This window comes from Microbispora siamensis (genome assembly GCF_016863095.1).
Lineage (GTDB): Bacteria > Actinomycetota > Actinomycetes > Streptosporangiales > Streptosporangiaceae > Microbispora > Microbispora siamensis.
In genome coordinates this window covers 77,328-99,049 of sequence record NZ_BOOF01000043.1, presented here as the reverse complement: position 1 = coordinate 99,049, position 21,722 = coordinate 77,328, and the positions used below count along the sequence as shown (strand labels likewise).

Genomic DNA, 21,722 nt, shown 5'->3' with positions numbered 1-21,722 from the left:
TACTACAGCCTGATTTTGTGATGTTTGAGCCAGCGTTTCCATAGCTCAGGCGGTGCTCTTCCAGGAAGCGCCGGAACTTGTTGTCCATGCCATAGGCCTCAGATCGGCTCGACGCCGAAAGCGTCGCGGTGGGCGTCGATGAAGGCGACTACCTCGGCGGTCGAGGGTCCATTTCCTTCGCGAAAAAAGCGGCTGCGGCCTTGAGGATCTCGTTGGCGCGGCGCAGCTCGCGTACCTCGCGCTCCAGCTCGGCGATTCGCTGGGCGTCAGTGGTTGAGGTGCCCGGCCGCTGCCCCTCGTCGATCTCGGCCTGGCGCACCCACCCGCGCAGCGCCTCGCGGTGAACGCCGAGCTGGTCGGCTACCCGGGCGATCGCGCCGGGGGCGCCGCCGGTCTGCCGGCGGACCTCAAAGACCATGCGCACCGCGCGCTCACGAAGCTCTTGGGGGTACTTCCTCGGGGCTGGCATTCTCCCTTCCGCCAGCAGATGATGCTGGCTTCAGGGCCTCCACGAAAGCCTTGGGCGTTGTCGTGCTGCCGGGGGTGTCGTCACCAGCGGGACGTGGAGGCCAGGCCGAGAGCCTTCATGGCGTCCTCGCGGGTGGGATAGCAGCGGAACAGCGTGATTACTCGGGTGAGTTCGAGCAGGCGGGCCATTCTGCCGTTCACGCCGACCAGCGCCAGACAACGGTCAGGATCCGGGAAGTGCCTGCGTATGGCGATCAGGATAGCTAGAGAGCTGGAGTCGCAGAAGTCCAGCTCTGTGAGGTCAAGGATCAGCGCAGGGGGCGGCTGCTCGCGGAACAGGTCCTCAATCCGGCGATGCAGTAGGGCATGGGTGGTGAAGTCCAGGACGCCCTGCAGGGAGAGCAGCGTCACGTCCTCCCGGACTGCCCTGTCGGTGTCTAGATCCTGCTGATGGTAGGAACCACCATGGTTATCCGCACCCATCACACTTCCTTGCTACCGGTGGCCCCTGCCCGGGACAAAGAACCCATCCTCGATCCTAAGCCGTTGCCACGCACCTCATTAGGGCTTGGGCCTATCGTGACCGGGAGTGGCCTGCGACGGTGAGGTCGGTGTGTCGGAGCTGGCTTCAACTTCTTTGCGGTCTTCTTGTCCGTTGATCCAGTACCAGCGGACGGTTCCCTCGTCGGGTGTGTGGTAGGCGAACCAGGCTTCGGCAACGTCGGGGCGGCTTGAGGTGCGTTCGGCCGGATTAATTCGGCAATCGAACGAGAAGTCCCGTTACGAGGGGGTCCTGACTGGTGAGCTCGCGTGTTCAACTAGCGTTTGTGTTGGCTAGACGTGTCACAGTCATGTCCAGGGCGTTTCCGGGATGATCAGCTTCAGAGCGTGGCATCACTGCTCCGTCAAAACTCGTGTGGCCACCGTGGCGAGCGCCGTCATGGCACTGGTCTGCGTCTGCGCCACTTTGCTGCTGTTGACGGCCGAGCCTCAGCCTCCGCTCTACGGAAGTGCGGCCGTGCTGGCTGGACTCGTCGGTGGTTCCCTCCTGCTGATCGTGGCCACCGCGCTCGGGACGTACTGGATGATGAGCAAGATCCTTGAGCCGGTCCGCGCCATCAGTGGGAGACTCGCCGTGATCCGGCCTTCTAATCTGAGCGAGCGGGTTCCGCTGCCGAGCCACGATGACGAGTTCAAGGAGCTCGCGCAGAACACCAACCAGACGTTGGAGCGGGCCCAGGCGGCGATCCAGGACCAGTTGCAGTTCGCCTCGAACACCTCCCATGACCTGCGCAACCCGCTCGCGGCGATGCGTGCCGAGATAGAGGAAGCGCTCATGCGGCGGGAGGAGACCGACTGGGTGGCAACCGCCGGCAGGCTGCTGGAGTCTGTCGAGCGGCTGCAGGACTTGGTAGCCAGCCTTCTGGAGATCTCCCGGCTTGACGCGGGTGTCGCAGGCCACCACGACCTCCTCAACCTCGCCGTCCTGGTGGACGGCGAGCTCGATCATCGGCAAAGCAAAGTCAGGGTGGTCAGGAGGTTCAGTAGCGGCGTGATGGTCTACGGAGAGCGGATTGGTCTCACCCGGCTGCTGCACAACCTCATGGACAACGCCGAACGCCACGCCCGCTCCATGGTGATGGTCACCGTCGAGCACCGGGGTGACGCGGCGGTGCTGGAGGTCTACGACGACGGGAGCGGGGTGCCGCGCGAGCAGCGGGAGTTCGTCTTCGAGCGCTTCGCCCGCCTGCAGGACGCGCGTGCCAAGGACGCTGGCGGCAGCGGTCTGGGACTGCCTATCGCCCGGCAGATTGTTGAAGACCACGGCGGCACCCTCACCATCGAAGACAGCCCGTCCGGGGCGCGGTTCGTCGCACGCTTTCCCCGGCCAGCCGCGCATTAGTACTACAGCCAGGTTTTGTGATCTATAGTTCTGGATCACGTCGGATGAGCTGACCGCGGGCGACCTTCAGGAGTGGGTGGCCGGGCTTGATGTGTTGTTCGCGCGGGTGGCGGGACGGTTCGGGCGGGTGGAACCGCGCAGGCAGACGCGGGCGTATCTGACCGGTTTGCTGGCTCCGATCGAGCGTAAGAACGGCTGGCAGTTGGCGGAAGCGGCCGGGGATACGGCTCCTGATCGCATGCAGCGCTTGTTGAACAGTGCCCGCTGGGACCCCCGCCAGGTGCGAGTTGACCTGCGTGATTACGTGATGGACAACCTCGGTCGCCGCGATGGCGTGCTGATCGTGGATGACACCGGCTTCCTGAAGAAGGGCGACAAGTCGGCCGGAGTGCAGCGCCAGTGCTCCGGCACGGCGGGCCGGATTGAGAACTGCCGGCTGGGCGTGTTCCTCGCCTACGCCTCTCCGCTGGGCCGGACGCTGATCGACGCCGAGCTGTATCTGCCGAAGTCCTGGACTGATGACCGGAGCGTTGCGTCCAGGCCGGCATCGGGCAGGAGGTGGCGTTCGCCACCAAGCCGGTACTGGCCCAGGCGATGCTGGCCCGCGCCGTGAAGGCGGGTGTGCCGGCCTCCTGGGTGAGCGCTGATGAGGCCTATGGCATGGACAACAAGTTCCGGCGCTTCCTGGAAGAGCACCGCCTGAGCTATGTGGTGGCGGTGCCCAAGAGCCAATGGATCGGCATGGGATGGGGCGGGAAATCCGGGCCGGCACCGCGACCGCCCAAGCTCCGCCCGAGGCGTGGAAGCGCCGGTCCTGTGGCGACGGCGCCAAGGGCGAGTGCCTGTATGACTGGGCGCTCGCCACGGTGACCTTCGAGACCGAGCCCGGCTACCAGCGGTGGCTACTCGTCCGGCGCGGCCTCACCCCCAATGCCAAGGGCGAGCTTGAGCTGGCCTACTACCTGTGTTACGCACCGGTCGGCACCACCTTGGAGGACCTCATCGCCGTCGCCGGTTCCCGCTGGGCGATCGAGGAGTGTTTCCAGTCCGCGAAGAACGAGACCGGGCTGGACCACTACCAGGTCCGGCGGTTCGACGCCTGGCACCGCCACATCACCTTGGCGATGCTCGCCCACGCCTATCTCGCCGTCGCCGCCGCGCACGCCCCAAAAGCCCAAAGGGCCTGGTCCTCCTCACACCAGCAGAAATCCGCCCTCTGCTGGCACGCCTGACCGCCACGATCACCCTTCCCCTCAGCCATGCCCTCGCCCGGTCCCCACACCGACGACACCGCCAAGCCCCGTGCACGAGCCAGCCACTACTGGAAACGCTGGCTCAAACATCACAAAATCAGGCTGTAGTACTAGTGGGGGGCGTCGCCGGGCGTCTTCCGGCGCCGGCGCAGGCCGTACGCCCCGAGGGCGAGGACCACGAGGGCACCGCCGCCGATCAGCAGGGGCGTGGCCGCGCCCGAACCCTTCGACGCGGAGTCCTCCCCGCGGGCCTTGGCCGCGCCCACGTCGGCCGTGCCCGGTGTCGGAGAGGGCCGTACGGCCAGGGGGGAGGAGGAGGGCTTGGGATCGGGCGCGGGCGCGACCAACTGGCCCACGGGGGCCGCCTTGCCCCGCGCGGAGAAGCCCCAGTCGAGCAGCTTGGCGACCTCCTCCCAGAAACCGCCGGGGTGATGCATGATCACGACGAGGATCGTGTGGCCGTCACGCCGGGCCGCGCCCACGAAGCTGCCCAGGGCCTTGGTCGTCCAGCCGTTCTTGACGCCGAGCATGCCCTTGTAGCTACCGAGGAGCCGGTTGTGGTTGGCCATCTCGTAGTAGGCGGGCGGGGGAGACTCGCTGGCCTCCGAGTCGTCGCGGCGCTTCTTCTTTTTCTTCTTGAGGTAGTCCTTGGGCGCGGGGAACTTGGCGACCTTCGTGCTGATGTACTCGCGGAAGTCCGGGATCGCCAGCCCGGCCCGCGCGATCAGGGCGAGGTCGTAGGCCGAGCTGCGCTGGCCCGGGGCGTCCAGGCCGTTCGGCGTCTTGGCCACCGTGTCGTACGCCTGGAGCTTGCGCGCCTCGGCGTTCATGTCGGCGAGGGTCTTCTTCAGGCCGCCGTTCGCCTCGGCGAGCGCGACCGCGGCGTCGTTGGCGGAGACCATGAGGAGCGCCCGCATGAGGTCGTCGATCTTGTAGATCGGCTCGGGGACGATGCCGACGGCGCTGCCCTCCACGTTGCACGCCTCGTCGCTCGGCTTGATCTTGCGGTTCTTGTCGAGCTTGGGGATCAGCGTCACGGCCGTCAGCGTCTTGAGCGTGCTCGCGGGCAGGTAGTGCCCGTGCGGGTCCTTGGCGGCGAGCACCGCGCCGGTGTCGGCGTCGGCCACGACGTACGCGCTGGCCTCGGTCTTCGGCGGGGGCTTGATCCCGGCGGGCGCGATGATCCCGTGGCCGGCGAGCAGGTCGCCGCCCACGGTCCCGTTCCCCGTGCCGTTCCCCGGCACCGCCGCGCCGGTCTTCCGCGGCGCCAGGTCCGGCACGGCCCGCGCGCCCGCGGCGGGAGGGGCGCAGAGCAGCGCCGTCGTCAGCACCCCCGCCGTCGTCACGGTCGCGGCGAGAGCCCGCAGGTTCGTCCCCATAGGTCGCTCAGCCTAGCCTCGACTGCCTTCGCATGAAGCGACATATGCCCCATATGCCACAGGGCCACGCAGGTGGCCGCCGATACTGAGAGCATGACGAGACGTGTATCGATCTTTCTTGTGGCGCTCGCCGCTTTCATGATCTTCGAATGGATCAACCTCGGCTTCAACCTCGCCGACGGGCACGAGACGTCCTTCTACGTCGTCCACGGCGTACTCATCGCGGTGAACATCCTCCTGGCACTGGCGCTCGGGGCGGTCGGCGTGCGGGGATGGATGAAGGGTAGGGCCTGAGCCTGGAACGACCTTGTCCGCTGTGACATGAGTGTCCACAGGGACCGAACGTGATGGAGGCAAGCTTTGGCGATCGACTTCAACCCCTCACGTGGCGCGACGCTCGGCGTGGAGTGGGAGCTTCAGCTCGTCGACCGGCATACGCGTCATCTCCGCCAGGACGCCAAGGAGGTGCTCGCCGCGGTTCCCGACCTCAGTGAGGGGCAGCGGCCCAAGGCCATGCACGAGCTCATGCAGTCGCAGGTCGAGATCATCACCGACGTCTGCCACACGGTGGCCGAGGCGGTGCAGGACCTGAAGAAGAGCATCGGCCGGCTGACCGAGGCCGTCGAGCCGCGCGGCATCGCGCTCGCCTGCACGGGGACCCACGCGATCAGCGACTGGCGCGACGCGGTCTACGCGCCCAGCCAGCGCTACGTGGAGCTGGTCGAGGAGATGCAGTGGCTCGCCTGGCGGATCCAGACGTTCGGCGTGCACGTCCACGTGGGCGTCAAGGAGCGGGACAAGGTCATTCCGATCGTCAACGCCCTCGCGGCGTACCTGCCGCACTTCCTCGCGCTCACCTCCTCCAGCCCCTACTGGGGCGGGCAGGACACCGGTCTTGCGTCGAGCCGGGCCATCGTCTTCGGCTCGCTGCCCACGGCCGGGCCGCCGCACCTGCTGGCCGACTGGGCCGAGTTCGAGGAGTACATGGACACGCTGCTGCGGGCGGGCACGATCCGCAGCATCAAGGAGGTGTGGTGGGACATCCGGCCGCATCCCGACTTCGGCACGATCGAGATCCGGATGTTCGACGGGATCCCGACGCCGCGCGAGGTGGGCATGGTGGCCGCGCTGTCCCAGTGCCTCGTGCAGCAGTTCGACCAGCAGCTCGACCGGGGGTACAAGCTGCCGCATCCGGCGGCGTGGGTGGTGCGCGACAACAAGTGGCGCGCCACGCGCTACGGCCTCGACGCGGACGTCATCACCGACGACCATGGCTCCACGGCGCCGATGCGCGACGTATTGTATGAACTTCAGCGTGAACTCGAACCCGTCGCCGAGCGGCTCGGCTGTGCCGACGAACTGGCGGTCGTGACCGAGGTGCTGGAGCAGGGGAGCTCATCCGAGCGCCAGCGGGCGATCCTCGCCGACGGAGGGACCCTCCAGGACGTGGTCGACGCCACGGTCGTCGAGCTCGCCGAGGACAGGTTCGTCACCTCGAACCCTAACCGCGAGATCGGACAATCAGCCACCTGACGGGGTAGGCCTGATATGTCCGGCAACAGTGCCTCAGTTCTGACAACGTGCGGAGGCCGGTGTAAATACTGGGCAATCCGCCGTATCGAAGGGTCGCGGCATGGAAGGATTGTGAATGAAGGGTCGGTGGAGGCGAGACACGCCCGCTCGACCCTTTTGGACTTTTTCGTGACTTTTCGTGATCATATGGACGATCCGGCGATCCGTGGCGGGACGGCTCGCCGGAGAAGGGAAGACCCGTGGCCACCTCATCGAAGCTCGCAGCGCCGGACGCGGCCGTGCCGGGAAGCAACGGCCTGGCCGGGCAACTGGCGGAATTCCTTCGCGAGCACAACGATGAGCTGATCGAGTTCCGGCGCGACGTACACGCACACCCGGAGATCGCCTTCAGCGAGCATCGCACCACCGAGAAGATCGCTGAGCGGCTGACGGACGCCGGGCTCACCCCGCACCCGCTGTCGCGCGGCACCGGCCTGTGGGTGGACCTCGGCCGCGACGAGGGCCCAACGGTCGCCCTGCGCGCCGACATCGACGCGCTGCCGATGGAGGACGAGAAGGACGTCCCCTACCGCTCCACGAACCCGAACGCGTGCCACGCCTGCGGCCACGACGTGCACACGGCGATCGTCGTCGGCGCCGGGCTGTTCCTGGCCTCGCAGGCCGACGCGGGAGCGCTCCCCGGCCGGGTACGGCTGATCTTCCAGCCCGCCGAGGAGGTCGCGGGCGGCGCGCTGGAGGTCATGCGCGACGGCGGCCTCACCGAGGTCGACCGCATCTTCGCGGTGCACTGCGACCCGCGTCTCGACGTCGGGCACGTCGGCCTGCGGACCGGCCCGATCACCGGGTCCTGCGACAGCCTGCGCATCCGCGTCGCGGGCCCTGGCGGGCACACCGCCCGGCCGCACCTGACCGTGGACCTCGTCTACGCGCTCAGCAAGATCGTCACCGAGTTGCCGGCCGCGCTGTCGCGCCGCGTGGACCCCCGATCCAGCCTCAGCCTCGTGTGGGGCCAGATCTCCGCCGGGTCCGTGGCCAACGCGATCCCGGACGTCGGCCTCGCCCAGGGCACGGTCAGGTCGCTCGACGAGGATGCCTGGCACCAGGCCCCCGACCTGGTCAAGACCCTGCTCGACTCGGTCGCGGGCGCGTACGGCGTGGACGCCGAGATCGACTACCGGCGCGGCACGCCGCCCACGGTGAACGAGGCCACCAGCATCCAGATGCTGCACGACGCGGTCACCCAGATCATCGGCGAGGGGGCGGCCGTGCCCACGCCGCAGAGCCTCGGCGGCGAGGACTTCTCCTGGTATCTCGAGTCGGTGCCCGGCGCGCTCGCCCGGCTGGGCACCCGGCCGCCGGGGGTCGTCGACGAGGTCGACATCCACCGGCCGCAGTTCGACGTGGACGAGCGGGCGATCGGGATCGGCGTCAAGGTTCTCGCCGCCACCGCGCTGACCGCGCTGTGGGGCGGCGCCCGCTGAACCGACCACGCCGCTGAACAGCCCCTGAGCCGTACGCCGCCGTGCCCGACGTCTCCCCCCTGCGTCCCGAGGATCCCCCGCGCCTCGGGGACTACCGCCTCGAGGGCCGCCTTGGCGTGGGCGGCCAGGGGATCGTCTTCCTCGGCGCCGGCGCGTCGGGCGGGCCGGTGGCCGTGAAGCTCCTGCACGCCCGGGTCGACGACACCTCCGCCCGGCGCGCCTTCGCCCGTGAGATCGAGGCGGTGCGCCGGGTCGCGCCCTTCTGCACCGCCCAGGTCCTCGACGCCGACCTCGACGGCGACCGGCCGTACATCGTGAGCGAGTACGTCGACGGCCCGTCGCTGCGCGAGCACGTGACCGCGGCGGGCCCGCGGACGGGTGGCGACCTCGACCGGGTTGCCGTGGGGACGGCCACCGCGCTGGCCGCGATCCACCGGGCGGGGGTCGTCCACCGCGACTTCAAGCCGGGCAACGTGCTCCTCGGCTCGGACGGGCTGCGGGTCGTCGACTTCGGCATCTCCCGGCTCGCCGACGCCACCGCGACGACCGGGAATCCGGTCGGCACACCGGCCTACATCGCGCCGGAGCAGCTCGAAGGGCGGCCGGCCGGGCCCGCGGCGGACGTGTTCTGCTGGGCGCTGACGCTCGTCTACGCGGCGAGCGGACGGCACGCCTACACCGGTGACACGTACGCGGCCGTCATGGCCCGCATCCTGTACGGCACGCCGGACCTCGGGCCGCTCACCGGTCTGCTGAAGGACCTCGTCATGGCGTGCCTGGCGGCGGAGCCCGCCGACCGGCCGGACGCCGGACAGGTGCTGAGCGCCCTGCTCGACCGGCCCACGGGGCGGCCGAGTCCGGTGGCGCCCGGCTCCGCCGTGCCTGGTGCCATCCCTTCCGGACCCGTCACGCGGCCATGGCGCGAGCAGGAGAACACGGCGCGGCCCGGGGCAGGGCCCGACGCCGAGCCGACCAGACCAGAGCCGGCCGAACGTGAGCGAAGCGGCGACGGACCGGCGGAGCACGGCGGAATCAGTGGGACACGTGGGACCGGTGGGCGCCGTCGTGGGCGAGCGCGCGCGGTCGCGCTGGCCGCCTCACTCGCCGTCCTCGTCGCGGTCGGCGTCGCGGCGGGCGTCGCGTGGGTGCTGACGACCCGCGACGGCGGGCGCCCCGACGGTACGTGGACGGGCGTCGCACACTATCCCTCGGCCGACCGGGTCTTCCCGGTCGAAATCCGGCTGACCGGCCCGGCGCGGATGAGATGGGGCGCCGACCTGCACTGTTCCGGCCGTCTCACCCCCGCGAGCGGGTCGGGCGAGGTGCTCATGCTGACCCTCGACCAGGTGAAGGGCGACGCCTGTTATCCCGGACGCGTCTCGATCACCTGGCGGGGCGAGAGCGCGGCCGACTTCGAGGTGACGCGCGAGGGGGAACAGGCCGCCCGATACTCGGGATCTCTTACCCGTACGAATTAACTCAAATGGGATAAATCTGTCAGAGCCTTTGTGTGGCGCGTTCTCCTGCGCGCCCAGGGGGTATCGCGGACGGTGGGACCCATTCCGGTTTGGAGATCCGATTGCGGGCGTTCCGGGCGGTGATGGCGGGCGTCGTCGCCGTCGCCCTGACCGCCGTCGCGGGATGCGGCGGCGGGGTGGAGACCGTGTCGCCGCCCCCCGGCCCGCTGCGGGTCGGGCTCGTGTACGACATCGGCGGACGGGGCGACAAGTCGTACAACGACGCCGCGGCCGCCGGACTCGACGAGGCCAAGCGCACTCTGACCCGCATGCGGGTGCGGGAGGTCGCGGCCGCGCCGGGCGAGCCCGCCGCCCGGAAGGTAGAGCGGGTGCGGGCGCTCGCCGAGGCCGGCTACGACCCGATCATCGCCGTCGGCTACTCGTACGCGCCGGCGCTGGCGAGCATCGGCCCGAAGTTTCCCAGGACACGGTTCGCGATCGTGGACGAGCCGACGGTCTCCGGTCCCAACATCACGAACCTGCTGTTCGCCTCGGAGCAGGGCTCCTTCCTGATGGGCGCGGTGGCGGCGATGAAGTCGCGCACGGGCGACGTCGGCTTCGTCGGGGGCAATCGGTCGCCGCTGGTCAGGAAGTTCGAGGTCGGCTACGTCCAGGGCGTGAAGCACGTGAACCCGCGGGCGCGGATCAGGATCGCCTACCTCACGGGCCCGCACGACCTGAGCGGCTTCGAGCGGCCGGACAAGGCGCGGCAGGCCGCCCGGCGCATGTACCGGGCGGGCGCCGACGTGGTCTACCAGGTGGCCGGGGCCTCGGGGGCCGGGGTGTTCCGCGCCGCCAAGAAGGCCGGAGCGTGGGCCATCGGCGTCGACTACGACCAGGCCAAGAGCGCCGACCCGGACGTGCGCGACGTGATCCTCACCTCGATGATCAAAAGGATCGACGTCGCGGTCTACGACTACCTCGCCGGCGTCGCCGACCACACCGTCACCAGCGGCCGGGTCGTGTACGACCTGAAGCTCGGCGGCGTCGACTACACCCTCACCGGCGGCCACATCACCGACATCCAGCCGCGCCTGGAGCAGCTCAAGCAGGAGATCATCCACGGCAGGGTCAAGGTTTACCCAGGCTGACCCCCTGGTCACGGTGCGGACTGGGCTCAATAACGGACATGTTGCGGACTGGTGTGCGGGTTTGGTCTATGCAGGTCAAACAACTATCTTCCGTGCAGGGTTGCCGTGCGTTCCTGCGTGCGTGCGACGAGAGTCAGACGGGCGGGGAACGGAAGGGGAGTCACGACCTTGCTCCACAATCGAATCAGCAGACTGGCCGCCGCCACCGCGGGCGGGGCCTTGCTCATGGCCGCCGCCGCGTGTGGGGGTAGCGACGGCACCACCACGACCGAGGCCTCGGCCGGCGCGTCCTCCGCGCCCGCCGCCTCGCAGATCAAGGTCGGCCTGGCGTACGACATCGGTGGCCGCGGCGACGGTTCCTTCAACGACGCGGCCGCGGCCGGCCTGGACAAGGCCGAGTCGGAGCTCAAGGTCCAGAAGAAGGAACTGGAGGCGACCGCGGGCGAGACCGACGCCCAGAAGGAGGAGCGGCTGCGGCTGCTCGCCTCCGGGGGCTACAACCCGGTCATCGCGGTGGGCTTCGCCTACTCCGGCTCCGTGGCGAAGGTCGCCAAGGAGTTCCCCGACGTCAAGTTCGCCATCGTGGACGACGACGCCGCGAAGGGCGACAACATCACGAACCTGATGTTCGCCGAGGAGCAGGGGTCGTTCCTCGTCGGCGTCGCGGCGGCGCTCAAGTCCGAGAAGGGCAACGTCGGCTTCGTGGGCGGCGTCGACGTGCCGCTGATCCACAAGTTCGAAGCGGGCTTCGAGGCCGGCGCGAAGGCCGTCAAGCCCGACATCAAGATCCAGAGCAAGTACCTCACCCAGCCCCCGGACTTCGGCGGCTTCGGTGACCCGGCCAAGGGCAAGACGGCCGCGCAGGGCATGTACGACGCCGGCGCGGACGTGGTCTACCAGGCGGCCGGCGGTTCGGGCGCGGGCGTCTTCGAGGCGGCCAAGGCCGCGAAGGCGATGGCGATCGGCGTCGACTCCGACCAGGCCGCGCTTCCGGCGTACGCCGACTTCAAGGACGTGATCATCACGTCGATGATCAAGAAGGTCGACGTGGCGGTCTTCGACTTCCTGAAGAACTACACCACCGGCGCGGTCAAGTCGGGCCCGTCGGTCTACGACCTCAAGGCGGGCGGCGTGGACTACTCCACGACCGGCGGCAAGATCGACGACATCAAGTCGAAGATCGACGAGTACAAGCAGAAGATCATCAACGGCGAGATCACGGTCCCGACGTCCTGACCTGCGTAATCGAGGGGCCCGGAGGCACCCGCTCCGGGCCCTTTGCTCTACCCTCACTATCACTTGACCGTCACCGGGCACTCCGCGAGGAGGAGGCCGACATTACCGCCGCGACCGTTACGGAACCCGCAGTAGAACTCACCGGGATCACCAAGAGGTTCCCGGGAGTCGTCGCCAACAGCGACATCCACCTCCGCGTCGCCAAAGGGCACATCCACGCCATCGTCGGCGAGAACGGCGCGGGGAAGTCCACGCTGATGAAGATCCTGTACGGGATGCAGCGCCCCGACGAGGGCGAGATCCGCGTCAACGGGTCGCCCGTGGGCTTCCACACCCCCGCAGACGCCATCGACGCCGGCATCGGCATGGTCCACCAGCACTTCATGCTGGCCGACAACCTGACCGTGCTGGAGAACGTGGTTCTGGGCAGCGAGCCGCGCCGCGGCGGCATCGCCCTCGACTTCGCCGCCGCGCGGAAGAAGATCAAGAAGATCTCCGACGCGTACGGCCTGGGCGTTCGGCCGGACGTGCCGGTGGAGGACCTGGGGGTCGGCGACCGCCAGCGGGTGGAGATCCTGAAGGTGCTCTACCGGGGCGCCCGCATCCTGATCCTGGACGAGCCGACCGCCGTGCTCGTGCCCCACGAGGTGGACGAGCTGTTCGACAACCTGCGCGGCCTGGTCCGCGAGGGGCTGACGATCCTGTTCATCTCCCACAAGCTGGACGAGGTCCTGCGGGTGGCCGACGAGATCACCGTGATCCGGCGCGGCACCACCGTGGCGACCGTGAACCCCAGGGACGTGACCTCCCGCAAGCTCGCCGAGCTCATGGTCGGCAGCGAGCTGCCCAGCCCCGAGACCCGCGAGTCGACCGTCACCGACGTCGTCGCCCTGTCCGTACGCGACCTGACCGTGCGCACCGGCGACGGGCGGCCGGTGGTCGAGAACGTGAGCTTCGACATCCACAAGGGCGAGGTGCTCGGCATCGCGGGCGTCGAGGGCAACGGCCAGGCGGAGCTCGTCGAGGCGATCATGGGCATGCGCCCCTGCGAGGCGGGCGCCCTCACGCTCGCCGGCGCCGACATCTCCCATTGGTCGACGCTGAGGCGGCGCGCGGGCGGCATCGGCTACATCCCCGAGGACCGCCACCGGCACGGCCTGCTGCTGGAGTCGCCGCTCTGGGAGAATCGCATCCTCGGCCACCAGACCCGCCGGCCCAACGTCAAAGGCCCGTGGATCGACCGCGCGGGCGCGCGGGCCGACACGCGGCGCATCGTCGAGGAGTACGACGTGCGCACCCCCGGCATCGACGTGGACGCGGCCACGCTGTCCGGCGGCAACCAGCAGAAGCTGATCGTCGGGCGGGAGATGAGCGGCGACCCCGTGCTGCTCATCGCCAGCCACCCCACCCGCGGCGTGGACATCGGCGCGCAGGCGGCGATCTGGGACCATCTGCGCACGGCGCGCGCCGCCGGGCTGGCCGTGCTGCTGATCTCCGCGGACCTCGACGAGCTCATCGGGCTGTCCGACACGCTCAAGGTGATCCTGCGCGGCAGGATCGTCGCCGACGTCGATCCCGCGAACGTGACCCCCGAGCAACTGGGCTCGGCGATGACCGGCGCCGGGGAGGAGACGGTATGAACGGGTTCCTCGACCGGGTGCTCGGCCGGGTTCGGCTGGGCGGCTGGCTCGCCGTCGCCGCGCCGGTGATCGCGGTCGTCTTCGCGGTGCTGATCACCTCGGTGGTCCTGCTCGTCGCGGGCAAGGCGCCCGTGGAGGCGTTCACGACCCTCGCGGACTACGGCACCCAGCCGCGGTCGATGGCCATGATCCTCAACACCGGGGTCATGTACTACATCTCCGCGCTGGCGGTGGCCGTCGGCTTCCGGATGAACCTCTTCAACATCGGCGTGGACGGCCAGTACCGGCTCGCGGCCGTGGTCGCCGCCGGGCTCGGCGGCGCCGCCGTGGTGCCCGGTGTGCTCAACATCGTCCTCGTGATCGTCGTCGCGGTGGTCGTCGGCGCCCTGTGGGCCGCGATCGCCGGTCTGCTCCGGGTGTACCGGGGCGTGAGCGAGGTCATCTCGACCATCATGCTCAACGCGATCGCCACCGGCCTCGGATCGTGGCTGGTCAGCGAGCACTTCGGCGTGCTGACCGGCAACGACCTCGGCACCAGGCCGATCCCCGACGACGCGCACATGCCGGGCATCCCGCTCATCGCCGGCACGCCGGTGCTGGTCAACGGGTTCATCGTGGTCGCGGTCCTGCTCGGCGTCGCGTACTGGGTCGTGCTCAACCGCACCCGGTTCGGCTTCGAGCTGCGGGCGACCGGCAAGTCCGAGTCTGCGGCGGTGGCCAGCGGCGTCAGCGTGAAGAAGATGATCGTCGTCACGATGGTCATGTCGGGGGCGGTCGCCGGTCTGATCGGCATGCCGGAACTGCTCGGCGCCTCCTACAAGTACAGCAACAACTTCCCCGCCGGCCTCGGTTTCACGGGCATCGCGATCGCCCTGCTCGGCCGCAACAACCCGGTCGGCATGGCCGTCGGCGCGTTGCTGTGGAGCTTCCTGGACAACTCGTCCAACCAGCTCCAGCTGCTCGACATCTCCAAGGAGATCGTCCAGATCATGCAGGGCGTCGTCGTGCTCTCCGTGATCATCGCGTACGAGCTGGTCCACCGCTACCGGATCGTCGCCGAGCAGCGCAGGGTCAGCCGCGAGCTCGCCGCGCCGCAGGAGGCGCCGAAGGCGGAGGCGGCGGCATGACAGGGCCGGACGGAATCGAGGAGACGGCATGACGGCGACGGACCTCCCGGTCGAACGCCCGGTCGAGACGCCCCCGGCGCGGCGCTTCCGGCTGTCGGCGCCGGTGCTCCTGCTCGGCCTGGCCGGGCTGGTGGTGCTGCTGTCGATCGCGCGGCTGGTGACCGGCGCGAACGACATCACCTCGGCGGGCACGGTCAGCGCCGCGCTCGGCCTCGCCGTGCCGATCGGGCTCGCCGGCCTCGGCGGCCTGTGGTCGGAGCGGGCCGGCGTGGTCAACATCGGCCTCGAAGGCATGATGGTGCTCGGCACCTGGTTCGGGGCCTGGGGCGCCCTCCAGTTCCACAGCCCCTGGGCGGGCGTGGTCGCCGGCGCCGTCGGCGGGGCGCTGGGCGCGGTGATCCACGCCGTCGCGACCGTGACCTTCGGCGTCGACCACATCATCTCCGGCGTGGCGATCAACATCGTCGGCGTCGGCTTCACCCAGTACCTGTCCCAGCTCGTCTTCAACGGCATGCCGGGCGGCGGGACGAAGAACTCGCCGCCGCTGCCGAAGATGGGCACGGTGAGCCTGAGCTTCCTCGACGACCCGCTGCGGACCGTCGAGGCCAAGCACTGGTTCGTGCTGTCGGACTTCGCGGGCGTGCTGCGGGGCATCACCCAGGGCGTGTCCTGGTTCACGATCCTGGCGATCCTGCTGGTCCCGCTGTCGTTCTACATCCTGTGGCGCACGCCGTTCGGCCTGCGGCTGCGGGCGTGCGGCGAGCGTCCGGTCGCGGCGGAGTCCCTGGGCGTCAACGTCTACCTGTACAAGTGGGCCGCCGTGATCATCTCCGGCGTGCTCGCCGGGCTCGGCGGCGCGTTTCTGTCGCTGGTGGCCGCGGGGATCTACCGTGACGGGCAGACGGGCGGGCGCGGCTACATCGGCCTCGCCGCCATGATCTTCGGCAACTGGCGTCCCGGCGGGCTCGCCGGTGGCGCGGCGCTGTTCGGCTACACCGACGCGCTGCAGCTCCGCCAGGGCGGCATCTCGGTGCACGCGCTGCTGCTCGTCGTCGCGCTGCTGCTCGTCGCGGTGGCGGTCTACCAGCTCGTACGGCAGCGGCGCGGGGTCGCGGCCCTGATCACCGGGGTCGTGGCGATCGCGGTGTTCGTGGTGTTCGCCGTGACGGACACGGTGCCGGAGCAGTTCACCTCGTTCACCCCCCACCTGACCACGCTGCTGGTGCTGTCGCTGGCCTCACAGCGGCTGCGCATGCCGGCGGCGGACGGCGTCCCGTATCGAAGGGGGCAGGCGAAATGAGCATCGACTGGGAGGCGCTGCGGGTCGCGGCCCGCGAGGCCATGACCCACGCGTACGCGCCGTATTCGAAGTTTCCGGTGGGGGCGGCGGCGCTCGTCGACGACGGCCGGGTCGTGACCGGCTGCAACGTGGAGAACGCCTCGTACGGCGTGGGGCTGTGCGCCGAGTGCGGGCTGGTCTCGGCGCTGCACGCGAGCGGCGGCGGCAGGCTGGTGGCCTTCACCTGCGTGGACGGCCACGGCGAGCTGCTGATGCCGTGCGGCCGCTGCCGCCAGCTGCTGTTCGAGCACGGCGGGCGGGACCTGCTGGTGGAGACGCCCGACGGGCCGATGCGGATGGTCGACTTCCTGCCGTTCGCCTTCGGCCCGGATGATTTGTCGCGATAAGGGGGAAGTGTGGGGTTCGACGCGATCGAGGTCATCATCGCCAAGCGCGACCGCGGTGAGCTGTCGACCGCCCAGATCGACTGGGTGATCGACGCGTACACGCGGGGCGAGGTGGCCGACGAGCAGATGTCGGCGCTGCTGATGGCGATCCTGCTCAACGGCATGAACCGCAGGGAGATCGCGGACTGGACCCAGGCCATGATCAGGTCGGGGGAGCGGATGGACTGGTCCTCCCTCGACCGGCCCACGGCCGACAAGCACTCCACCGGCGGGGTCGGCGACAAGATCACCCTGCCACTGGCCCCGCTGGTCGCCGCCTGCGGCGCGTACGTGCCGCAGCTGTCCGGGCGGGGCCTCGGGCACACCGGCGGCACGCTGGACAAGCTGGAGTCGATCCCCGGCTGGCGGGCGTCGCTGTCGAACGACGAGATGCTCGCCGTGATCCGCTCGGCCGGGGCGGTCGTGTGCGCGGCGGGCGCGGGCCTCGCGCCGGCCGACAAGAAGCTCTACGCGCTGCGCGACGTCACCGGCACGGTCGAGTCGATCCCGCTGATCGCCTCCTCGATCATGTCCAAGAAGATCGCCGAGGGCACGGGGTCGCTCGTGCTCGACGTGAAGGCCGGTTCGGGCGCGTTCATGAAGAACGTGGACGACGCCCGGGAGCTGGCGCGGACGATGGTCGAGCTCGGCACCGACGCCGGGGTGCGCACGGTCGCCCTGCTGACCGCGATGGACCGGCCGCTCGGTCTGAAGGTAGGCAACGCGCTCGAGGTCGAGGAGGCCGTCGAGGTGCTCGCCGGTGGCGGCCCCGCCGACGTGGTCGAACTCACCGTACGGCTGGCCAGGGAGATGCTGGAGGCCGCCGCCGTCCCGGGTGCCAGGGACCCGGAGGAGGCGCTGAAGGACGGCTCGGCGATGGACGCCTGGCGGCGCATGATCGTCGCCCAGGGCGGCGATCCGGACGCGCCGCTGCCGGCGGCCGCCGAGTCGGCCGTGGTCACCGCCCCCGCCTCGGGCACGCTGCGCACGCTCGACGCGCTCAAGGTCGGCCTGGCGGCCTGGCGGCTCGGCGCCGGACGGGCCCGCAAGGAGGACCCGGTGTCGGCGGGCGCGGGCATCGTCCTGCACGCCAAGCCCGGCGAGACGGTGCGCGCCGGAGCCCCGCTGATGACCCTGTACGCCGACGAGGCCGGCCGGTTCGACCGGGCCCTCCAGGCACTTGAGGGGGCGTACGAGATCGGCGACCAGGACGGCGCCGGCCTGCTCCCGCTGGTGATCGACCGCCTCACCGCCTGACCGGCCCGCTCGGAGGCGGACCTCACGACTGCCGCCTCGGGAGGGTGCAGGCGGCTACGGCGGTGACCAGTGCGAGGGCGGCCTCGACCAGTTCCGCGGCGACGGTGGCGGAGCCGAACCCGTGTCCTGCGGCCACCGAGAAGAACAGGGTGCCGATGCCCGCGACGCCCAGCGCCGTCGCGGTCTGCTGGGTGGTGGTCAGCACGCCGCTGGCCACCCCAGCCCGTTCCGGAGGGACGCCGATGAGGACCAGGCCGGTCAGGGGGATCGCGATCAGCCCCTGGCCGAAGCCGATCACCACCAGCGCGGGCGCCGGCGACAGCGGGGTCAGGCCGTCGTAGTCCGACCAGGCCTGCAGGGCCGTGACGGCGAAACCCACGGCGAGCAGGAGAGCGCCGGCGACGGTCACGTACGTGCCGAACCTGGGGACCAGCCGGGGGCACAGCAGCGAGGCGGTCAGGAAGGCGATGGCGTAGGGGATGTAGGTGAGGCCCGACTCCAGGGGCCCCAGGTGCATGCCGTATTGGAGTGAGATCGTGGTCGTCAGGATCATGCCGCCGAACGCGGGGAAGAAGGCCAGCGTCGTCAGCAGGCCGCGCCGCATGCTCGGCGCGCGCAGCAGGGACGGCGGCAGCAGCGGCGCCCTGCCGTGACGCTCCTCACGCGACTGCACGACGGCGAAGCCGGCCACGGCGAACGGCACCGCGGCCAGGAACACCCAGCACCACAGCGGCCAGTTCTCGTCCCGGCCGAGGGTCAGGGGCAGCATGAGCAGCAGGACGGTGGTGGCGAGCAGTGCGGTGCCCGGCCAGTCGACGGACAGGGCCCTGGACGCGCGGCTCTCCGGGACGACGCGACGGGCGGCGAGGATGCCCAGAAGACCGATCGGGATGTTGACGAGGAAGATGGGCCGCCAGGACAGGCCGAAGAGGTCGGCGGACACCACCAGCCCGCCGAGGATCTGCCCGGCGGCCGCCGAGACGCCCAGCGTCGCGCCGAAGATCCCGATGGCCCGCCGGCGTGCCGCGCCCTGGTAGAAGACCTGGATCGTGGCCAGCACCTGCGGCACCATGAGGGCGGCGGTGCCGCCCTGGAGGACCCGCGCGACGATCAGCAGCGCGGCGTTCGGCGCGAGCCCGCAGATCGCCGAGGTGACGGTGAAGCCCGTCATTCCCGTGACGAACAGCCTCTGGCGTCCGTAAGCGTCACCGAGCCGCCCGCCGATGACCAGGAGGCAGGCGTAGGCGACGGTGTAGCCGGCGACCACCAGCTCCAGCTCGGCCGGACCGGCGCCGAGGGTGCGGGAGAGGGTGGGCAGCGCGACGTTGACGACGAACACGTCGACGATGTTGAGGACGTATCCCAGCAGGATGACGGGGAGAAGCCAACGGCCTGGTCGCGTGACCTCGCCGGCTGAGGTGGGGACGGTGACTGCCATGCGTGCACGGTGCCCGGTTCTCCAACCTGGTGCCAGAAGCCGGTTGATCCTGGTACTGGCACACCCCTGGTTCCGTGCCGCCGAGGGCGGCATGCTGGCATCGTGACGGTCACGAGCCCCGGCATCGGGCCGGGAGCACGTCGGGACGCCGACGCCGCGCGGCGGCAGGAGCTCGGCGCCTTCCTGCGGTCGAGACGGGACCGGCTCGCGCCGGAAGCGGTGGGCCTGCCGTCCACGGGGCGCCGCAGGGCGCCCGGCCTGCGCCGGGAGGAGGTCGCCCAGCTCGCCGGCGTCGGAGTGACCTGGTACACCTGGCTGGAGCAGGGGCGGCCGATCAACGTCTCGGCCCAGGTGATCGACGCGGTCGCCCGGGCGCTGCGGCTGGACAACGACGAGGTCGGCCATCTGTTCACCCTGGCGGGACTGCCCGCACCCACCGTCGTCAGCGAGGACGAGGTCATCGCCGCGTCGCTGTCGGCCATCCTCGACGGCCTCGACCCGCTGCCCGCCTACGCCGTCTCCGCCCGGTACGACCTCCTGGCGTGGAACCGTTCCTGCGCCACGCTGATGGGTGACTTCGCCCGGCTGCCACCGCACCGCCGCAACATGCTGTGGCTGCTGTTCGTCGAACGGTCGATACGCGAGCTGGTGGGCGGCTACGACACCGAGACCGGCACGCAGTGCGTCGCAAGGTTCCGCAGGAACTTCGCCGCGCACGTCGGCGATCCCGCCTGGCAGGCCCTGGTCGACGAGCTGTACGGACGGTCCGAGGAGTTCCGCCGGCTGTGGGACCGGCACGACGTCGCCTCGAACTCCTCGAAGATCAAGAACTTCCGCCATCCCGTGGTCGGCCGTCTCCGCCTCGCGTCCACCACACTCTGGCTGGCGGACCAGCCCGGGGCGCGCCTGGTCGTCTACAACCCCGTGGACAGCCGGGGCCGGGATCTCCTCGAACGGCTGACGTACCTCACCGTCGCGCCTTAGCCGAATGGCTGGTGAACATGACGCGGGAGCAGCGCCGGCATCGGCTCTGGGGGTTTCAGGGAACGCCCGGCTCCTCACAGGAGATTCCGGGCGACGGGACCGAGCAGATCCCCGAGCGAGAACCGTAGAGCCATCGACAGACCCGTCCCCGGGGCGCGGGCGAAAGCGGGGCTTTGACGGTAGGCCGAGAGTTGAAGTCTCTGATGGCCATCACATCGTGGGATCTTCCTCCGACGGCACGGCAGTCACGTTGCGACGAGCCGTTAGAGGGGGACCTTGACAGAGGTAGGGATGCTCCAGGGGCCGCAGTCGGAGCCGAAGGTGCCGCGGTCGCAACCCTGCACGATGAAGGAGGCCTTGACGTAGCCCCCGTGGCCGTTGGTGGTGACGCAGACATCCTCGCCGGCGTGAGCGCCAAGACCGCCAGCAGCTATGCATGCCCTCGGCGGGATGAGACAGTCCGGGGGTGGCAATCGATCTCGAAGCGTGGACTCAGCGCATGTTCGTCCTGCGGGACGACGGCGACTTCCTGGACGAGCCCCTCGACACCGTGCTCTCGCTAACGGAATTCCTCAACGCCGCCGGTCGGGTGGCGGAGACGTACTCGACCCGGCAGATCGCGGATGGCCTGTGGTTCCTTGCGGGCGACTCCGGGCTGTTCCGCGAGCTGTACAACCCGTCCGTGCCCGAGGACCTGCGAGTCCGGTGCGCCGCCGCGATCGGGCGGTTGTACGCCCAGTTGTTCGAACCCCTGTGTCAGAACGTGTTGAGTCACGGCGAGAACGGCGACTCGGTGGAAAATGCCCTGAATACCATCTGCTACATGTGGTGGGACGTCTTTCCCACCTGGGGCAGGCCGGATGACCCCGTCGCGCACAGGATCGACGAGGTGCTGCTCGGGGTCATGCGTGACATGCTGTCCAGTGAGAACGCCGCCTGCGTCGAGAGCGCTCTGCACGGGCTGGGCCACTGGCACATCACCTACTCGGACGTGGTCGAGAGCATCGTCGATGAGTTCCTGCGTCAGCGGCCGACAATCGGCGTATCCCTGCACGACTACGCCCGCGCCGCCCGGCGTGGCAGGGTGCTGTAACCGGCACCGAGCAAAGTGTCCCAGGCGTCGCCGCCGTCGTTTTCCCAGGACCATGGCCAGGTGCTGCTGGATGAGTCGCGTCCTGTCCACCTGCCCGCTCTCCCACGTGCCGGCCGGGGGACGGGGCCGTGTCAGGAATTCGGGCTCGGGACGATCGACCCGGTGTAGGCGGCCGGGAAGTAGGTGGACAGCAGATCCGCCCGGCGCCGCGGGTCGGCCAGCCCCTGGGTGACGGCGACGCCGCGGCGGAACAGCAGCCCGACGCCGGCGCCCGCAAGGATCGTGCCGGCGACGAACAGCGGCAGCGACCGGGGCCACAGCGCGGCGTGGACGACGGCGACGCCCGCGACGAGCAACAGCGGCGCCGGTCAGCGGCCGGACAGCCACCGCGCCGGGGCGGCGAGCTGGGAGACCAGGGCGACCAGGAACCGGCGCACGGCCAGGGAGGGGCCGTCCGCGGACCGCGATGGTTTCGGGTGTGATCGCGACGGCGAGGAGCGCGGGCGCCAGCGTCGCCAGGTAGACCCAGAAGACCAGGTGCGTGGGGTGGGGGCCGTACTCGGCGAACACGTCGGCCATGACGGCGCCGAGTCCCAA

At 69.9% G+C, this 21,722-nt stretch carries 19 protein-coding genes and 1 pseudogene; 15 read left to right on the top strand and 5 right to left on the bottom strand.

The features are described from left to right. Positions 1 to 148: 148 nt before the first annotated feature. Both Msi02_RS32505 and Msi02_RS32500 read right to left on the bottom strand, forming a co-directional pair. A complete protein-coding gene (locus tag Msi02_RS32505; RefSeq protein WP_275414195.1) occupies positions 149 to 469 on the bottom strand; it encodes a transposase in 321 nt (106 codons plus the stop codon). Positions 470 to 549: 80 nt separating this feature from the next. Further along, positions 550 to 951, bottom strand: a complete 402-nt coding sequence (locus Msi02_RS32500) for an STAS domain-containing protein (RefSeq protein ID WP_204051715.1) — start codon at positions 949 to 951, stop codon at positions 550 to 552. A 388-nt stretch (positions 952 to 1,339) separates the two neighbouring features. Here Msi02_RS32500 and Msi02_RS32495 point away from each other — a divergent pair, with 388 nt between their 5' ends. Both Msi02_RS32495 and Msi02_RS32490 read left to right on the top strand, forming a co-directional pair. Beyond that, complete coding sequence (locus Msi02_RS32495) at positions 1,340 to 2,371, top strand: sensor histidine kinase (RefSeq protein WP_204051714.1); 1,032 nt, start codon at positions 1,340 to 1,342, stop codon at positions 2,369 to 2,371. A 49-nt stretch (positions 2,372 to 2,420) separates the two neighbouring features. Continuing rightward, positions 2,421 to 3,603, top strand: a pseudogene (locus tag Msi02_RS32490) (IS701 family transposase). A 131-nt stretch (positions 3,604 to 3,734) separates the two neighbouring features. Here Msi02_RS32490 and Msi02_RS32485 read toward each other — a convergent pair. Further along, positions 3,735 to 5,003 (bottom strand): D-alanyl-D-alanine carboxypeptidase family protein, encoded by a 1,269-nt coding sequence (locus Msi02_RS32485; RefSeq protein ID WP_204051713.1) that lies wholly within the window; start codon positions 5,001 to 5,003, stop codon positions 3,735 to 3,737. A gap of 93 nt (positions 5,004 to 5,096) precedes the next feature. On the opposite strand from Msi02_RS32485, the gene Msi02_RS32480 reads away from it, so the two are divergent. The 11 genes from Msi02_RS32480 to Msi02_RS32430 all read left to right on the top strand — a co-directional run bounded on the left by Msi02_RS32480 (position 5,097) and on the right by Msi02_RS32430 (position 17,610). Then, the gene (locus Msi02_RS32480) at positions 5,097 to 5,297 is read left to right on the top strand and encodes an SCO4848 family membrane protein (protein WP_079316017.1); all 201 of its coding nucleotides are present in this window, start codon (positions 5,097 to 5,099) and stop codon (positions 5,295 to 5,297) included. A 66-nt stretch (positions 5,298 to 5,363) separates the two neighbouring features. Continuing rightward, positions 5,364 to 6,536, top strand: a complete 1,173-nt coding sequence (locus Msi02_RS32475; protein WP_079315985.1) for a glutamate--cysteine ligase — start codon at positions 5,364 to 5,366, stop codon at positions 6,534 to 6,536. A gap of 239 nt (positions 6,537 to 6,775) precedes the next feature. Next, positions 6,776 to 8,017 carry an amidohydrolase gene (locus tag Msi02_RS32470; protein ID WP_373308327.1) on the top strand — a complete coding sequence of 414 codons (1,242 nt, stop codon included), beginning with the start codon at positions 6,776 to 6,778 and terminating at the stop codon, positions 8,015 to 8,017. Positions 8,018 to 8,058: 41 nt separating this feature from the next. Further along, positions 8,059 to 9,495, top strand: coding sequence for a serine/threonine-protein kinase (locus tag Msi02_RS32465; RefSeq protein ID WP_204051712.1), 1,437 nt, complete (start codon positions 8,059 to 8,061; stop codon positions 9,493 to 9,495). Between the two features lie 101 nt (positions 9,496 to 9,596). After that, positions 9,597 to 10,625: a BMP family lipoprotein gene (locus Msi02_RS32460; RefSeq protein WP_204051711.1), complete on the top strand. Its 1,029-nt coding sequence runs from the start codon at positions 9,597 to 9,599 to the stop codon at positions 10,623 to 10,625. Between the two features lie 168 nt (positions 10,626 to 10,793). Then, a complete protein-coding gene (locus Msi02_RS32455) occupies positions 10,794 to 11,861 on the top strand; it encodes a BMP family lipoprotein (RefSeq protein ID WP_204051710.1) in 1,068 nt (355 codons plus the stop codon). A gap of 101 nt (positions 11,862 to 11,962) precedes the next feature. Next, on the top strand, positions 11,963 to 13,501 hold the full coding sequence (locus tag Msi02_RS32450; RefSeq protein WP_204051722.1) for an ABC transporter ATP-binding protein: 1,539 nt from the start codon (positions 11,963 to 11,965) through the stop codon (positions 13,499 to 13,501). Further along, complete coding sequence (locus tag Msi02_RS32445; RefSeq protein WP_204051709.1) at positions 13,498 to 14,628, top strand: ABC transporter permease; 1,131 nt, start codon at positions 13,498 to 13,500, stop codon at positions 14,626 to 14,628. The genes Msi02_RS32450 and Msi02_RS32445 overlap by 4 nt, the downstream gene beginning before the upstream one ends. Positions 14,629 to 14,656: 28 nt before the next feature. Next, complete coding sequence (locus tag Msi02_RS32440; RefSeq protein ID WP_079315982.1) at positions 14,657 to 15,928, top strand: ABC transporter permease; 1,272 nt, start codon at positions 14,657 to 14,659, stop codon at positions 15,926 to 15,928. Further along, positions 15,925 to 16,314, top strand: a complete 390-nt coding sequence (locus tag Msi02_RS32435; protein WP_204051708.1) for a cytidine deaminase — start codon at positions 15,925 to 15,927, stop codon at positions 16,312 to 16,314. The genes Msi02_RS32440 and Msi02_RS32435 overlap by 4 nt, the downstream gene beginning before the upstream one ends. 9 nt (positions 16,315 to 16,323) lie before the next feature. Continuing rightward, positions 16,324 to 17,610 (top strand): thymidine phosphorylase, encoded by a 1,287-nt coding sequence (locus Msi02_RS32430; protein WP_204051707.1) that lies wholly within the window; start codon positions 16,324 to 16,326, stop codon positions 17,608 to 17,610. A gap of 22 nt (positions 17,611 to 17,632) precedes the next feature. Here the strand turns inward: Msi02_RS32430 and Msi02_RS32425 are convergent, their stop codons facing one another. Further along, complete coding sequence (locus tag Msi02_RS32425; RefSeq protein WP_204051706.1) at positions 17,633 to 19,048, bottom strand: MFS transporter; 1,416 nt, start codon at positions 19,046 to 19,048, stop codon at positions 17,633 to 17,635. 102 nt (positions 19,049 to 19,150) lie between these two features. On the opposite strand from Msi02_RS32425, the gene Msi02_RS32420 reads away from it, so the two are divergent. Together Msi02_RS32420 and Msi02_RS32415 are read left to right on the top strand one after the other, a co-directional pair. Continuing rightward, positions 19,151 to 20,032: a helix-turn-helix transcriptional regulator gene (locus tag Msi02_RS32420; RefSeq protein ID WP_204051705.1), complete on the top strand. Its 882-nt coding sequence runs from the start codon at positions 19,151 to 19,153 to the stop codon at positions 20,030 to 20,032. Positions 20,033 to 20,498: 466 nt separating this feature from the next. After that, positions 20,499 to 21,125 carry a hypothetical protein gene (locus Msi02_RS32415; RefSeq protein ID WP_204051704.1) on the top strand — a complete coding sequence of 209 codons (627 nt, stop codon included), beginning with the start codon at positions 20,499 to 20,501 and terminating at the stop codon, positions 21,123 to 21,125. A gap of 131 nt (positions 21,126 to 21,256) precedes the next feature. Here the strand turns inward: Msi02_RS32415 and Msi02_RS32410 are convergent, their stop codons facing one another. Then, a complete protein-coding gene (locus Msi02_RS32410; protein WP_204051703.1) occupies positions 21,257 to 21,481 on the bottom strand; it encodes a hypothetical protein in 225 nt (74 codons plus the stop codon). Positions 21,482 to 21,722: the final 241 nt, after the last annotated feature.